Origin of the sequence: Streptomyces sp. NPDC056160 (assembly GCF_042268205.1) — a bacterium.
Lineage (GTDB): Bacteria > Actinomycetota > Actinomycetes > Streptomycetales > Streptomycetaceae > Streptomyces.
In genome coordinates, this window is record NZ_JBHJUW010000005.1 from 91181 (window position 1) to 106446 (window position 15266).

Annotated in this window: 9 protein-coding genes; 6 read left to right on the forward strand and 3 right to left on the reverse strand. The window is 72.7% G+C overall.

The window, feature by feature from the left end:
• Window positions 1-14: 14 nt before the first annotated feature.
• A complete protein-coding gene (locus tag ACFC02_RS03335) occupies window positions 15-959 on the reverse strand; it encodes an MIP/aquaporin family protein (protein WP_376351438.1) in 945 nt (314 codons plus the stop codon).
• A 410-nt stretch (window positions 960-1369) separates the two neighbouring features.
• On the opposite strand from ACFC02_RS03335, the gene ACFC02_RS03340 reads away from it, so the two are divergent.
• The 5 genes from ACFC02_RS03340 to sbnA are packed head-to-tail and all read left to right on the forward strand — an operon-like array spanning window position 1370 to window position 10378.
• The gene (locus ACFC02_RS03340) at window positions 1370-3889 is read left to right on the forward strand and encodes a Pls/PosA family non-ribosomal peptide synthetase (RefSeq protein WP_376351442.1); all 2520 of its coding nucleotides are present in this window, start codon (window positions 1370-1372) and stop codon (window positions 3887-3889) included.
• A gap of 14 nt (window positions 3890-3903) precedes the next feature.
• Entirely contained in the window at window positions 3904-7176 is a 3273-nt protein-coding gene (locus ACFC02_RS03345; RefSeq protein WP_376351444.1) for an amino acid adenylation domain-containing protein, read from the forward strand.
• 45 nt (window positions 7177-7221) lie between these two features.
• Window positions 7222-8226: a TauD/TfdA family dioxygenase gene (locus ACFC02_RS03350; protein ID WP_376351447.1), complete on the forward strand. Its 1005-nt coding sequence runs from the start codon at window positions 7222-7224 to the stop codon at window positions 8224-8226.
• Complete coding sequence (gene sbnB, locus ACFC02_RS03355; RefSeq protein WP_376351449.1) at window positions 8223-9308, forward strand: 2,3-diaminopropionate biosynthesis protein SbnB; 1086 nt, start codon at window positions 8223-8225, stop codon at window positions 9306-9308. The genes ACFC02_RS03350 and sbnB overlap by 4 nt, the downstream gene beginning before the upstream one ends.
• Before the next feature lie 44 nt (window positions 9309-9352).
• On the forward strand, window positions 9353-10378 hold the full coding sequence (gene sbnA / locus ACFC02_RS03360; RefSeq protein ID WP_376351452.1) for a 2,3-diaminopropionate biosynthesis protein SbnA: 1026 nt from the start codon (window positions 9353-9355) through the stop codon (window positions 10376-10378).
• 220 nt (window positions 10379-10598) lie between these two features.
• Here sbnA and ACFC02_RS03365 read toward each other — a convergent pair whose 3' ends face one another.
• Both ACFC02_RS03365 and ACFC02_RS03370 read right to left on the reverse strand, forming a co-directional pair.
• The gene (locus ACFC02_RS03365; protein ID WP_376351454.1) at window positions 10599-11315 is read right to left on the reverse strand and encodes a response regulator; all 717 of its coding nucleotides are present in this window, start codon (window positions 11313-11315) and stop codon (window positions 10599-10601) included.
• Window positions 11287-12705, reverse strand: a complete 1419-nt coding sequence (locus ACFC02_RS03370) for a sensor histidine kinase (protein WP_376351457.1) — start codon at window positions 12703-12705, stop codon at window positions 11287-11289. The genes ACFC02_RS03365 and ACFC02_RS03370 overlap by 29 nt, the downstream gene beginning before the upstream one ends.
• 266 nt (window positions 12706-12971) lie before the next feature.
• Here ACFC02_RS03370 and ACFC02_RS03375 point away from each other — a divergent pair, with 266 nt between their 5' ends.
• A complete protein-coding gene (locus tag ACFC02_RS03375) occupies window positions 12972-15230 on the forward strand; it encodes an MMPL family transporter (RefSeq protein ID WP_376351460.1) in 2259 nt (752 codons plus the stop codon).
• Window positions 15231-15266: the final 36 nt, after the last annotated feature.

The window sequence follows — 15266 nt, forward strand, 5'->3', positions numbered from 1 at the left end:
TGCCACTCCCCGGCTCACTCCTCGTCCGACGTGGTGCCCCGGGTGCGTCCCGGCTCGGGCGGTTCGGCCTCCTGCGCGCGCATGTGCAGCACGTCGCCGACGAACAGGTCGTAGACCAGGACCCCGACCACGCCGCCGACGAGCGGCCCGACGACGGGAACCCACCAGTAGGCGCTGAACGACCCGGGCTCGCTGCCCGGCAGCGCCAGGTCGCCCCAGCCCGCGAAGAAGGTCAACAGCCGCGGGCCGAAGTCACGGGCGGGGTTGATGGCGTACCCGGCGTTCGCGCCGTAGGAGATGCCGATGGCCGCCACGACGAAGCCGATCACGAGCGGACCGAGGTTCGCCTTCACCGCGGTGTTGCGCAGGTCGACGACGGCCACGATCAGCATGACCAGCAGGGCCGTGCCGACGATCTGGTCCACCAGCGGCCCCCAGTAGCCCCCGTGGAAGTACGGCGCCGGGAACGTGGCGAAGATGGAGAAGGACGCGACGGTGTGCCCGTGCGTCTTCGGTCCCTTCATCGCATGGTCGAACGTGTTGATCGCGTCGTGGTAGACCCCGTACACCAGGGCCGCGCCGACGAAGGCGCCGACCACCTGTGAGACCCAGTACGGCACCACCTTCGCCCAGGGGAACCTGCGCCGCACCGCGAACGCGAGGGTCACCGCCGGGTTGAGGTGCGCGCCGCTGACACCGCCGGCCACGTACACGCCGAAGGCCACGGCGAACGCCCAGCCCCAGGCGATCAGCAGCCAGTCGCCGGCGCCCAGGAAGAAGGTCGTGGGTCCCTCGGTCCGGCCCGAACCCGGCAGCGCCGCGACCGTCATGGCGACCGAGCCGCAGCCGAAGGCGATGAGGACGAGGGTCCCCAGGAACTCGGCCAGGCATTCGCCCCACAGCCCCCCACGGCGCCTCAGCCGCGAGGGTGCGATCAAAGGCGGAATCTCTACGGCCATAGCGGCCCCCTCGACGAACGGTCCGGCCCGTGGGCCGGTACGGTCCTGCTCCGGGCGGCCCCGCGTCACTGCCCAGTCGCGGCCCCGCGTCTCAGCTCAGTCTGCGCGCCGAGGCCGCCGTGGGCCACTCGGCCGGTTCCCGGCCCCGCGCAAACCACTCCGAAGGGTCGCACACCTGCCGCGAGTGAACTCCATACGGGTGATACCTGCCCGCTTTCCGCCCCGCCAGGGGCCGCCAAAACAGCACTATGGCAGGGGCTTGCCGGTGAATCGGCACGCCCGACCCGAGTGGCAACCCCGCGCACACGGCACAAGACTGATCCATGGTTTCGTGATCAGGCGAAAACGCACGGTCTCGGGGACCGGCCACCCCTGGCCGACGGTTTTCGACCTTTCCTCAGGGAGCTCGCATGGTGGAGAAGTCTGCCGACATCCTGATGCCCGGGCCGGACGAATCCGCCGTCGCCCGGCGCGTGAACGCCGACCCGACGGCGGTGGACACCGAGCGTGAACTCGCCGGCATCCTGGCGGACCTCGTGCACGCCGACCAGGTACCGGCCGACAGCCACTTCTTCACCGACCTCGGCGCCAACTCCCTGGTCATGGCCCAGTTCTGCGCCCGGGTGCGGAAACACCCGGACCTGCCGTCGGTGTCCATGAAGGACATCTACCGGCACCCCACCCTCCGCGAGCTGGCGACCGCGCTCGCGGCCACCGCTCCCCCGCCCCCCGCCGCACCGGCCCCCGCGGCCGCCACCCCGGCACCGGCTCCGGCCCGCACCGCACCGCCGGACCCCGGGAGCCACGTGGTGTGCGGAGCGCTGCAGGCACTGGTCTTCCTCGGCTATTCCTTCGTCATCGGAGTGGCCACCGCCCAGGCCTACGACTGGGTCGCCGCGGGTTCGGGCCTCCTCCACATCTACGCCCGCTCCTTCCTGTGCGGCGCGATCGGGTTCGTCGCCCTGTGCGCCTTCCCCGTACTGGTGAAATGGGTTCTCGTAGGCCGCTGGAAACCGCGGGAGTTCCCCGTGTGGAGCATGGCGTACCTGCGTTTCTGGATCGTCAAGTCGCTGCTCCACGCCAATCCCATGGTGCTGTTCGTCGGCAACCCGCTGTACGTGATGTACCTGCGGGCGCTGGGCGCGCGGATCGGGAAGGACGTCACGATCCTCTCCCGGTCCGTGCCGGTCTGCACCGACCTGCTCACCGTCGGAGCCGGCACCGTCATCCGCAAGGACGCCACGTTCCTGGGCTACCGGGCGTACGCGGGCACCATCCAGACCGGGCGGATCACCCTGGGCCGGGACGCCTTCGTCGGCGAGAAGACGGTGCTCGACATCGACACCGCCCTCGGCGACGGCGCCCAGCTCGGCCATGCCTCGGCCCTGTACCGGGGCCAGGAGATCCCGGCCGGGGAGCGCCGGCACGGGTCCCCGGCCCAGCCGACCCGCGTCGATCACGTGCGGGTCCCGCCGGCCAGGTGCGGCACGCTGCGCCGGGCCGGCTTCGCGCTCACCACCCTGCTCCAGCTCTTCCTCCTCTACCTGCCGCTGGCCGTGGGCGGTGTGTACATGCTCTTCGCGGAAGTCCCGGTGCTCAGCGAACGCATGGCCGCCGAGACCCGGGGCACCTCGGCCGGGGAGTTCCTCACCGACACCCTGCTCGTTTCCACGGTGCTGTTCTTCGGGGCCGTCCTGCTCGGCCTCCTCACCCTGTGCACCGTGCCGCGGGTGCTGCGCCTGCTGGTCAGGCCCGACCGGGTCTACCCGCTCTACGGCTTCCACTACGCCGCGCACCGGGTGATCGCGGGCCTGACCAACGTCAGGTTCTTCACCTGGCTGTTCGGGGACAGCTCGTACATCGTCCCCTACCTGCGCGGCATCGGGTACGACCTGTCTCGGGTGGAGCAGACCGGTTCGAACTTCGGCACCGAGGTGCAGCACGATTCGCCGTTCCTGGTCTCCGTCGGCAGCGGCACGATGGTGGCCGACGGCCTGTCGATCCTGAACGCCGACTACTCCTCCACCTCCTTCCGGATGAGCCGGGCCTCGATCGGCGCCCGCAACTTCCTCGGCAACAACATCGCCTACCCGGCCGGGGCGCGCACCGGGGACAACTGCCTGCTGGCGACGAAGGTGATGGTCCCCCTCGACGGCGAGATCCGCGAGGGCGTCGGACTGCTCGGCTCACCGTGCTTCGAGATCCCCCGGTCCGTCGAGCGGGACTCCCGCTTCGACCACCTGCGCACCGGTGACGAACTGCACCGCAGCCTCGCCGCGAAGAACCGTTACAACCTGCGCTCCATGGCCCTGCACCTCCTGATGCGCTGGCTGCACACGGCGCTGCTCACCGCCTTCGGCCTCGCCTCGGCCGGCCTGTACGGCACGCTCGGGCACATCGTGATCGGCGCTTACCTGGCCCTCACCCTGGTCTTCACCACCGCGTTCTACGTCCTGCTGGAGCGCTGCCTGACCGGTTTCCGCGCGCTGCGCCCGAAGCTGTGCTCCATCTACGACCCGTACTTCTGGTGGCACGAGCGGGTGTGGAAGGTGCCGGACCACTACCTGGCCATCTTCAACGGCACACCGTTCAAGAGCCTGGTCTGGCGGCTGGCCGGGGTGCGCATCGGCCGCCGGGTCTTCGACGACGGCTGCTTCATCACGGAGCGGACGCTGGCCGCCATCGGGGACGGCTGCACCCTCAACGCGGGCAGCAAGATCCAGTGCCATTCGCAGGAGGACGGCACCTTCAAGTCCGACCGCACCACGCTCGGCGCGGGCGTGACGCTGGGCGTCGGCGCGCACGTGCACTACGGCGTGACGCTGGGCGACTCGGCCGTGATCGCACCCGACTCCTTCCTGATGAAGGGCGAGGAAGTCCCACCGAACGCGGAATGGGGAGGAAATCCCGCCGCCCCGACGGAGAACTGAGGAAGGGTCATTCGATGGGAGCGCTCGTGGCAGCGGACAGGGACTACTGGACCGATGTGCTGACCGCCGGTGGGCTCACCCCCGTCCCCCGGTGGGCGCCGCGGCCGGTGCCCGGCGTGGCCGGGCACGAGGAGACGGTGCCGGACCAGGTGGCCGGGGCGGTGCGCGCCCTGGCGGCCGAACTGGGAGTGCCGGTGAGCGCGGTACTGCTGGCGGCCCACGCCAAGGTGCTGGCCGCGCTCTGCGGCGAGCCCGACGTGGTGACCGGTCACGCGGCGGGCGCGGGCGACCCGCTCCCCTGCCGGCTGACGGTCGCGCCCCCGACGTGGCGCGGGGTGGTGCGCGCCGCCCGCCGCGTCGAGGCGGACCTGCTGACGCACCGCGACTTTCCCGTGGGCGGGCTGCGCCGGGAGCTGGGGCTGACCGAACCGGCGTACGAAGTGGTCTGCGATCCCGAGGGCAGCCGGGAGGGCGGGGCGGGCGGCACCCTGCCCCCGGACACCGTGCTGGCCGTGACCTGGTCCGACCGGGACGCGCGGATGGCGCTGCGGCTGCGGTACCGCACCGACGTGCTGGACGCCTCGGCGGCCGCCCGGATCTGCGGCTACCACCTGACCGCGCTCAAACTGATGGCCGCCGACGCGGACGCCGAGCACGCCCGGCAGAGCCTGCTGTCCGCCGAGGAGGTGCGCGAGCAGCTCGAAGCACTGGCCGGAGCCGAGCGCGTGCTGCCCGACGCGCGGGCGCACGAGCTGTTCGAGCAACAGGTTCGCAACCGTCCCGATGCCGTGGCCGCGGTGCACGGGGAGCGCTCGTGGACGTACGGGGAGCTGAACGCCCGCGCGAACCGGCTGGCGCGGGCGCTGCTGGCGCGGGGGCTGGGCCCCGAGGACGTCGTGGCGGTGGTCACCGAACGCGACCTGGACTGGCTGGCGTCGGTGCTCGCGGTGTTCAAGGCCGGCGGTGTCTACCTGCCGATCGAGCCGCACTTCCCGGCCGGGCGGATCGCCGCGACCCTCACCCGGGCGGACTGCCGCATCGTGCTCACCGAGCCGGACAGCACCGCCACCCTGGACGAGGCGCTGGCCACGCGGGCCCCGGGCATCGAGAAGCTGCTGGTCCACACCGCGTACGCCGAGGACCACGCCGACGGCGACCTCGGTCTCGACGTGGGACCGGGCCGGCTGGCGTACATCTACTTCACCTCGGGTTCCACGGGCGAGCCGAAGGGCGCCATGTGCGAGCACGCGGGGATGCTCAACCACCTGCACGCCAAGATCGACGACCTGGGCATCGGCCCGCGGACGGTGGTGGCGCAGACGGCGCCGCAGTGCTTCGACATCTCGCTGTGGCAGCTGCTGGCCGCGCTGCTGGTGGGCGGGCGGACGCTGCTGGTGGAGCAGGACGCGGTCGTGGACGTCGAGCGGTTCGTGGACACCCTGGAGCGTGGCCGGGTCGGGGTGGCGCAGGTCGTGCCCTCCTACCTGGAGGTGGTGGCGGCCTACCTGGAACGGCACCCGCGCGACCTGCCCGACCTGGCCTGTGTGTCGGTGACCGGTGAGGCGCTCAAACGTGAACTGGTGCAGCGCTGGTTCGCGCTGAAACCGGGCATCGCCCTGGTCAACGCCTACGGCCTGACCGAGACCTCGGACGACACCAACCACGAGGTCATGCGCGCGGTGCCGGACCGGGTGCTGCTGGGCCGTCCCGTCGGCAACGTGCGGGTCCTCGTCGTCGACGAACACCTGTCCCTGGTGCCGCTGGGCGCGCCCGGCCTGATCGCCTTCTCGGGGGTGTGCGTGGGCCGCGGCTATGTCAACGACCCCGAGCGCACCCGGGAGGCGTACCGGCAGGACCCGTACCGGCCGGACGAACGGCTCTACCTCGCCGGCGACTGGGGACGCTGGCACCCCGACGGCAAACTGGAGTTCCTCGGCCGGCGGGACAGCCAGGTCAAGATCCGCGGGTTCCGGATCGAGATCGGGGAGATCGAGAACGCGCTGCTGCGGGTGGAGGGGGTGCGGGACGGCGCGGTCGTCGTCGCCGAACTCGCCGGGCGCAGCGCCCACCTGGTCGCCTTCTACACCGGGCGGCGGCTGGAGGCCGAGGAGCTGCGGCAGGCCTTGGGGACCGTGCTGCCCGCGTACATGGTGCCCAGCGCCTTCCACTGGCAGGAGGGGCTGCCGCTGACGGCCAACGGCAAGACCGACCGCAAGGCCCTGACCGCGCTGGCCGAGCGGACCGCCGAGGACGACACCGCCGGCGGCGGCACGAAGGAGGCTCCGCGCACCGCGACCGAGCGGCGGCTGGCGGACGCCTGGGCCGAACTGCTGGCGGTGCCCCGGGACCGTATCGGCCGCGGCGACCACTTCTTCGACTCCGGCGGCACCTCGCTGTCGGCGGTGAGACTGACCATCGCCCTGGACCGGGCAGTCTCCCTGAAGGACATCACCCGTCATCCGGTGCTCGCCGACCTCGCCGCGCTCCTCGACGGTGCCTCCCCGAACCGTTCGGAGCTGCTGCAGCCGCTGTCGGCGCGGGCGGAGGCCGGCGCCTGCGCCCTGGTGTGCTTCCCGTACGCGGGCGGCAACGCGGTCAACTTCCGGCCGATGGCGAGCGCCCTGGCCGGCAGCGGCCTCGCGGTGTACGCCGCCGAGCTGCCGGGCCACGACCTGGCCGCCGCCGACGAGCCCTTCGCCCCGCTGGAGCAGGTGGCCGAGCGGGTCGTGGCCGAGATCCAGGGGCGCGGCCTGGCGAAGGTCATGCTGTGGGGCCACTCCTCCGGGGCCGCCCTGGCCGTGGAGACGGCACGGCGGCTGGAGGAGCGCGGGGTGCGGGTGGTGCGGGTGTTCCTGGGGGCCCAGCTGCCGGGGACGGCCGCCGAACGCGAGGCCGCCGTCGCGGAGCTGACCGGGCGTGGCAACGCGGAGATCGCCGTGCGGCTGAGCGCGGACAGCGGCTACACCGAGCTGGGCGAACTGAACACGGCCCATGCCGAGCACATCGGCGCGGCCTACCGGCACGACTGCGTCTCGGCGCACCGCTACTTCGCCGCCGCCCTGGAGGACCGGCCCGCGGTGCGGCTCGCCGCACCGGTGACCGTGGTCGTCGCCGCCGACGATCCGCACACCGCCGGGTACGGCGAACACCACCAGGCCTGGCGGTTCCTGGCCGACCAGGTGGACCTGCACGAACTCCCCGACGGCGGCCACTACTTCCCGCGCACCCGGCCTAACGGGGCGGCACGGGCCGTCCTGGGCGCCACCGAACTGCTGGCGTCCTCCTGACCGCGCCGGCCCACGACCACACCACCCGACGAAAGGAACACCGAGATGTCGTTCTCGTCCCCGGCGTCACTGCTGGAGGTGGAGCTGCGACCGGACCGGCCGCCGGTCCTGCACGTCGAGCCGCAGGCCGACGCGGCCGGGTGGGCGGCCCAGTACCGCGAGGCGGTGCGCGCTCAGGTCACCGAGCACGGCGCGATCCTGGTGCGCGGCCTCGGGCTCAGGGAGCAGGAGCAGGTCCGGGCCGTCTTCACCGCGCTGGCCGGTGAACCGATGGCGGAGCGCGAGGCGTTCGCCGTCCGGCAGTCCTACGGCTTGGGGCTGTACTCCTCGACCGCCTGGCCGGACAACCAGCCGATGTGCATGCACCACGAGCTGAGCTACGCGCTGCGGGTGCCCTCCCTGATGCTGTTCGCCTGCCTCACCGCGCCCGCCCAGGGCGGCGCCACCGCGGTGGCGGACGCGGAGCAGGTGCTCCAGGCGCTGCCGGCCGCGCTGACGCAGCGTTTCGAGCGCGAGGGCTGGCTGCTCACCCGCAGCTACAACGACGAGATCGGAGCCTCGCTGGCCGAGTCGTTCGGCACGGAGGACCGTGAGACCGTCGAGAACTACTGCCGCGCGCACGGCATCGAGTTCGACTGGCGCGAGGACGGATCGCTGCGCACCCGCCAGCGCCGCAGCGCCGTCGTACGGCACCCCGTCACCGGCCGCCGCTGCTGGTTCAACCAGGTCGCGTTCCTCAACGAGTGGACGCTGGCACCGGAGGTGCGCGAGTACCTGGTGGACGAGTACGGCGAGGACGGCCTGCCGTTCAACACCCGTTACGGCGACGGCACCCCGATCGGCGAGGACGTCGTCCAGCAGCTCAACGCCACCTACGAAGAGCACACCCGGCGCGAGCCCTGGCAGGCGGGTGACCTCATGCTCGTCGACAACATCCGTACCGCGCACAGCCGCGAGGCCTTCACCGGCGAGCGGCGGGTGCTGGTGGCCATGGCCGAGCCGCGGTTGCTGGCCGACGGCGCCCCGAACCAGGAGGGAGAGCGGCGATGACCTCCGTGACGTCCCCCGCGGCCACCGGGTCCCCCGCCGGCGCCCCGGCGCGCGTGCCGTCCTTCGCCGTGATCTCCGGCGGCCAGGTGCAGCAGGCGCTCGAGGGCCGCGAGAAGGAGATCGTCGAACTCGTCGAGGCCACCTACCGGCTGCACGGCGCCGGGCAGACGGTCAACCCGCCGTCGTACTTCCTGCGCTTCCCCGACCGGCCCACCTCCCGGATCATCGCGCTGCCCGCGTCCGTCGGCGGGCCGGTGGGGGTGGACGGGCTGAAGTGGATCTCCAGCTTCCCGGAGAACGTGCGGGCCGGGGTGCCCAGGGCCTCGGCGGTGCTGATCCTCAACGACCACGACACCGGCTATCCGTTCGCCTGCCTGGAGAGTTCCATCATCAGCGCCACCCGGACGGCGGCGTCCGCCGCGCTGGCCGCGGACCGGCTCACCCGGACCCGGCCGCGCCCGGCCCGGATCGGCTTCTTCGGTACCGGCCTGATCGCCCGGTACATCCACACGTTCCTCGCCGGCACCGGCTGGAACTTCGACTCGGTCGGCGTGCACGACGTCTCCGCCGACAGCGCGGCCGGCTTCTGCGGCTATCTGCGCCAGGCGGCCGAAGCCGCCGGACAGCGCCCCCAGGTCACCGTGCACGACAGCCCGGAGGAGCTGATCCGCTCCAGTGACCTCGTCGTCTTCGCAACCGTCGCGGGCGAACCGCACGTCACCGACCCGGCCTGGTTCGACCACCGTCCGGTGGTGCTGCACGTGTCGCTGCGCGACCTCGACCCGCGGATCCTGCTGGAGTCGGCCAACTTCGTCGACGACGTCGAGCACTGCCTGAAGGCGAACACCTCGCCGCACCTGGCCGAACAGCTCACCGGCGGGCGGGACTTCCTGGACGGCACGCTCGACGACGTGCTGACCGGGCGGGTGGAACCGCCCGGCGACCGGACCGTGATCTTCTCCCCGTTCGGCCTCGGGGTCCTCGACCTCGCCGTCGGCGGTTACGTCCACGGCGAGGTTGCCCGGGCCGGCAACCTCCACGTCGTCGACGACTTCTTCCACGAGCTGCGCCGGTACGGCTGAACGTCCGTCCCCCCGGTCCTCGGCCCCGGCATCAGGAGGTTAGCGTGCCCGTCATCTCCGCTCCCCACGCCTTCAACGAAGGCCAGCTCTACGTCGACCTCCGGCCGATCTTCGGACGCTCGCTCTACCTGAAGTGCGAGGGCTTCAACTTCGCGGGCTCGATCAAGCTGAAGGCCGCCATCGAGATGGTGGAGGCCGCGGAGCGGGACGGGCTGCTGAGCGAGGACTCGGTGCTGATCGAGTCCTCGTCCGGCAACCTCGGCGTCGCGCTCAGCATGATCGCGGCCAGCAAGGGCTACCGGTTCCTGTGCGTCACGGACTCCCGCTGCAACCTGTCCACCAGACTGCTGATGGAGGCGCTGGGCAGCGAGGTCCACGTCATCGCCGACCTGGACGCCAACGGCGGGTTCCTGGGCGCCCGGATCGACTACGTGCGCGCCCTGTGCGCCTCCGACGAGCGGTACGTGTGGCTCAGCCAGTACACCAACCCGGGCAACTGGGGGGCGCACTACCGCCGTACGGCACCGGAGATCGCCGGCCAGTTCCCGCGCCTGGACGTGCTGTTCGTCGGCGCGGGCACCACGGGCACCCTGATGGGGTGCGCGCGGTACTTCCGCGAGTGGCACCGGCCGGTGCGGATCGTCGCGGTGGACACCGTCGGTTCGGTGGCCTTCGGCGGCAAGCCGGGCCGCCGGATGATCCCCGGCCTGGGCATGAGCATGCGACCGCCGCTGCTCGACGAGTCCTACGTCGACGAGGTGATCCAGGTGGAGGAGGCGGACACGATCCGCGCCTGCCACCGGCTGGCCCGGCGGGGTTTCCTCTTCGGCGGCTCGACGGGCACGGTGGTCAGCGGTGCCATGGCGTGGCTGGCCGAACACGACGAGCGGGACCTGACCGCGGTGGCCATCGCCCCGGACCTCGGCGAGCGCTATCTCGACACGATCTACCAGTCGACCTGGCTGGCGGACCTGTACGGCGATCAGGTGCTCGACCCGCAAGGGCTGACGGCCGCCGCCCGGAACACCGGCCCGGTGACCCGGACGCCGGACGGGCCCCCCGAGCCGTAGGGCAGGAGCGGGGACGGGACCGCGGAGGGTGGGCGGCGTGCGGACCGCGCGGTCCCGACCGGGGCTCGGACCGCGTGGTCCCGCTTCTCCCGGGCCTCGGCCTTCCGTCCTCCTCGCCTTGCGTCCTTCTGGCCTCCTGCCTTCCGGCTGTCCGTCCTCTCGGCCTTCCGGCCTTCCGGCCTTCCGGCCTTCCGTGGAGTTCCGCCGGTCGGCCGCGGTGTCAGTCCGCGTCGGCCGGCTGCCGGACCTCCACCAGACCCGACTCGTACGCCGCGATGACCGCCTGTGCCCGGTCACGGACGGCTAGCTTGTCGAAGACGCTGGTGATGTAGTTCTTGACGGTGGACACGCTGATCTCCATGGCGCGGGCGATCTCGTTGTTGTCCAGGCCGGTGGCCAGCAGCCGCCAGACCTCCACCTCGCGCGGGGTGAGGCCGGCGACGGTCTCGGGGGCGGCCTGCCGGCGGTCGCGGGGCGCCGCCGACCCGGACCTGACGTAGGCGGAGATCAGCCGGGTCAGCAGGCGCGGCGCGACGGCTGCCTCACCGGATCGGACGGTGCGGATCGCGGCGACCAGTTCCTCGGGCGAGCTGTCCTTGGGCAGGAAGCCGCAGGCACCGGCGCGCAGAGCGGCGACCACGTACTCGTCCATGTCGAAGGTGCTCAGCGCGAGCACCCGGCACTCGGGCAGCTCGCGGGCGAGCCGCTCGGTGGCGGCGACGCCGTCGAGGACCGGCATGCGGATGTCCATCACCACGACGTCGGGGCGGTGTTCGGCGGCGAGCGCGACGGCCTGCTCCCCGTTCTCCGCCTCGGCGACCACGGTGACGGACGGGGCGGGGCCGAGGATCAGCGCCAGACCACGCCTGACGAGCGGCTGGTCGTCAGCGATCAGCACGCGGATGGTGTCAGTCGCCCCGGTCGCGGCTTCGGTCACCGTCGTCCCTCCCTGTCCTCGCCCGGTCCTTGCCCGGTCCCCGCTCCTCCGTGGTCCCTGGTTCCCGCGGCAGGCTCGCCAGGACCCGGAAACCGCCCCCGGGCAGCGGACCGGCCTCCAGCGTGCCGCCGTGCAGGGCGACACGTTCCCGCATTCCGATCAGACCGTATCCGCTGCCGCCGCCCGCCGGGGCGGGCGCCTCCGCGTCCTCCGCGCCCCGGTCGGTGACGGAGACCGACACCCGCTCCGGCAGCCAGGCCAGACGGACCTCCACCGGGACGGTCGGCCCGGCGTGCCTGCGGGCGTTGGTCAGCGCCTCCTGGGCGATCCGGTACAGCGTGAGCCCGACCACCGGGGGCAGCCGCCGGGGCTCGCCGTCGACGACGAGGCCGGCGGGCTGCCCGGCCTGCCGGGACTCCTTGACCAGGCGGTCGAGATCGGCCAGGCCGGGCTGCGGGGCCTCCGGGGCGCCGTCGCGGGCGGCCGCCGTGTCGTCGTCGGCGCGCAGGACGTCGAGGAGCTGCCGCATCTCGCGCAGCGCCAGCCGTCCCGACTCCTCCAGGGTGACCAGGGCGTCGCGGACGACGCCGGGGTCGTGGTCGAGGTTGGCGCGGGCGCCGCCCGCCATCAGCTGCATCGTGGTGATGCGGTGGGCGACGATGTCGTGCAGCTCCCGGGCGATCCGCCTGCGTTCCTCGGCCACGGCCCGGTCGGCGAGGAGCCGGCGGTTGGCCTCCGTCTCCTGCTGCCAGCGGTTGATCACCAGGGCGGCGGCCACGATGAGGCCCGCGGCGAGGCAGGCGCTGCTCACGTTCAGCCATCCCGGCGCGGAGGAGAGGTCCGGGGTGAGCAAGCTGGTGCCGACAGCTCCGAGCGCTGCTGCGGCCGTCGCCCACGGGCGGCCTGCCCGGACGGCCGAGTACAGGGCGACGGCCAGGACGGCGCCGAAGTGCTGGTCCATCGGCGCCGTCAGGTTCAGCAGCGCGCCGAGCGCCAGGACGACGGCCATGACAGTCAGCGGACGGCGCCGCCGGAAGAGCAGGGGCAGCGCGGACACCACCAGCAGCAGGACGCCGACGCTGGACACGGGTACGCCGGTGATCTGCGGGAACGCGGTGTAGCCGACGAGGTCCACGACGGCCGCGCCGACGGCCACCAGGGCGTCGTTGCGGGTCCAGGGCAGCGCGTCGGCGTCCGGCAGGGCGCGCCGGACGGCGGGGCCGAGGCGCGGGACCTCCGCACCGGGACGCGCCCGGTCGGGGCCGAGGCGCGGCGGCTCGGTGCGGGGGCGCGTGGTCCGGGCGTCGGGGGGCGGCGGCTCGGTGCCGGGGGGCGTCTGTGCCCTGGTGTTACGGCGGGTCTGTGCCGTGGTGCTGCGGCGCGTCGCCATGGTGTTCCTCCCCGCCGCTGCGGTCCCGGGCGGCCCGCCGGGCCCCGATGCTCTGCTCCCTGCTCTGCTCCCGTCGATTGTCGCAGCGGAAGGCGCGCCCGGTCTCCGCCCCAGGGCCGAGACCGGACCAGGACCACGGTCCCGGTCCGCCGCACCTCCGGCCCCACGGCCCCCTGCGGCTTTTCATCCCGCGCTCGGACGATCTCCGCGCATTCCGCTGATTCCCTGGAGGGGCACTGTCAGAGATCACATCGAACGGGAGTCTCGTGATACGCGCCCTGACCGGATACTCCACGCGAAATCCGTGGAAGGTCATCACCCTTTGGGTACTGCTGGGAATCGGACTCACCCTGGTGGGTCAGGCGCTGATGTTCCGTGCGACGGAAAGCCAGCTCGGTGATTTCCTGCCTGACAAGTACGATTCCGCGGCGGCGCTGAAGGTCGCCGAGGACAAGTTCGGGATCAAGCCGGACGCCAACTCGGTGACGATGCTGGTGAAGCGGACCGACGGCAAGCCGCTCGACGCGGCCGACCAGCGACGGGCCCAGGCCGCCGCGGCGGCCCTGGGCCGGCAGCGGGTGGTCATGCCGAAGACCGCCGACCAGCCGGACTTCCTCACCGAGGACCATTCCCAGACACCGAAGATAGGCCCGGGAACGGTCGCCCCTCACCGCGATTTCATCCTGTTCCCCGTCGGACTCTCCGGGAATTCCACCGATCCCGGTCTGCAGAACGTCTTCAAGGAGTTCCGCAAGGCGGCGACGGGAACGTACGCGCACGACGGGCTGCGCACCGGATTCACCGGCGGCCTGGCCGACACCGTCGACGGCGACGAGGCGGAGAAGACCGTCAGCACCGTGGCGAGCCTGCTCACCGTCGGCCTGATCGTACTGCTGAACGTCCTGGTGTTCCGCAGCGTCATGGCGGCACTGCTGCCGCTGCTGGCGGTCAGCCTCGTCGGCGGGGCCGCCGCGGGGGCCGTGGTCGGCACGGCGCTGCTCACCGGGGTCAGGCTGGACCCGTCCACGCCGTCGCTGATCAGCGTGGTGCTGCTCGGCATCGGGATCGACTACTTCCTGTTCCTGCTGTTCCGCTTCCGTGAGCGGCTGCGCGCGCACCCCGACCGCGACGCCCGCGGGGTCGCCGGTGAGGTGGCCGGGCGCGTGGGCTCCGCGATCACCTCGGCGGCCCTCACCATCGTCGCCGCCTTCGCGACCCTCGGCGTGGCGAGCTTCGGGCAGTTCCGCGTGCTCGGCCCCGCCATCGCGATCTCCGTCCTCGTGATGCTGCTGGCCAGTCTCACCTTCATGCCCGCCCTGCTGGCGGTGGCCGGGCGCAGGATGTTCTGGCCCTCCCGGGCGCTGCGGCGCAAGCCGCGCGAGGGTACGGCCGGGCGCTTCGCCGCCGCGGTCGCCCGGCGGCCGGTGGCCGTGACCGTCGGTGCCGTCGCACTGCTGGGCGCGATGGCCGCCGGCACCGTCGGCATGAAGATGGACTACGGCACGGGCAGCGGCGCCACCGGCACCCCGGCCGCCGCCACGGCCGCGGAGATCTCCCGGGCCCTGCCGGCCGGCGTCTCCGACCCGACCGGTGTCTACGTCACCAGCAAGGACGGCCGCCCCCTCGACCGGCAGGGCGTCGACGGACTGGCCCGGGCGCTCGGCCGCACACCGGGCGTCGGCCAGGTGGCCCCGGCCGTCTTCGACAAGGCGGGCGACGCCGCCCGGATCGACCTCTACCTGACCGCGGACCCGCAGAGCCGGAAGGCACGCGACCTGGTCTCCGGGCCGGTGCGGACGACCGTCGCGCGGCACACGCCCCCGGGCGGCGAGGCGCACGTGGGCGGCACGGCGGCGATCTTCGCGGACATCGCCACCGCCGTCTCCGAGGACCTGCAACTCGTCTTCCCCGTGGCCGCCGCGCTGATCGCGCTGATCCTGCTCGTCCTGCTGCGCAGCGTCCTGGCGCCCGCCGTGCTGATGCTCGCCGTCGGTCTCGGCTTCGCCGCCACGCTCGGCGCCTCCACCCTGGTCTTCCAACACCTGCGCGGCGAACCCGGCGTCAACTTCACCCTGCCCCTGGTGCTCTTCCTGTTCGTGGTCGCGCTGGGCACGGACTACAACATCCTCATGAGCGACCGCATCAGGGAGGAGATGGGGCGCCCGGGGCCCGCCCGCTCGGCCGTCGCCCGTGCCGTACGGCACACGGCGCCGGCGGTGGCCACCGCCGGTCTGGTGCTGGCCGGTTCCTTCGGCAGCCTCTCCGTGAACCCCTCACCCGCCACCCAGCAGATCGGTTTCGCGACGGCGCTCGGCATCCTGCTGTCGGCGTTCGTCCTGTCGACCGCGCTGGTTCCGGCGCTGGCGGCGCTGCTCGGCCGCGCCCTGTGGTGGCCCGTCCGCCCGCGCCGGCCCGCCCTGCCTCAGACGCCCCGGACACCCCAGACGTCGTACGGCCCCGGGCGGCAGGACGCGGCGGACCCGGGGCGCGCTCCCGCCCCGTACGACCGGATCGGCACGGACTGAGCGTCACCGGTGCGCCGGGGGCACCGCGGCCCTGCG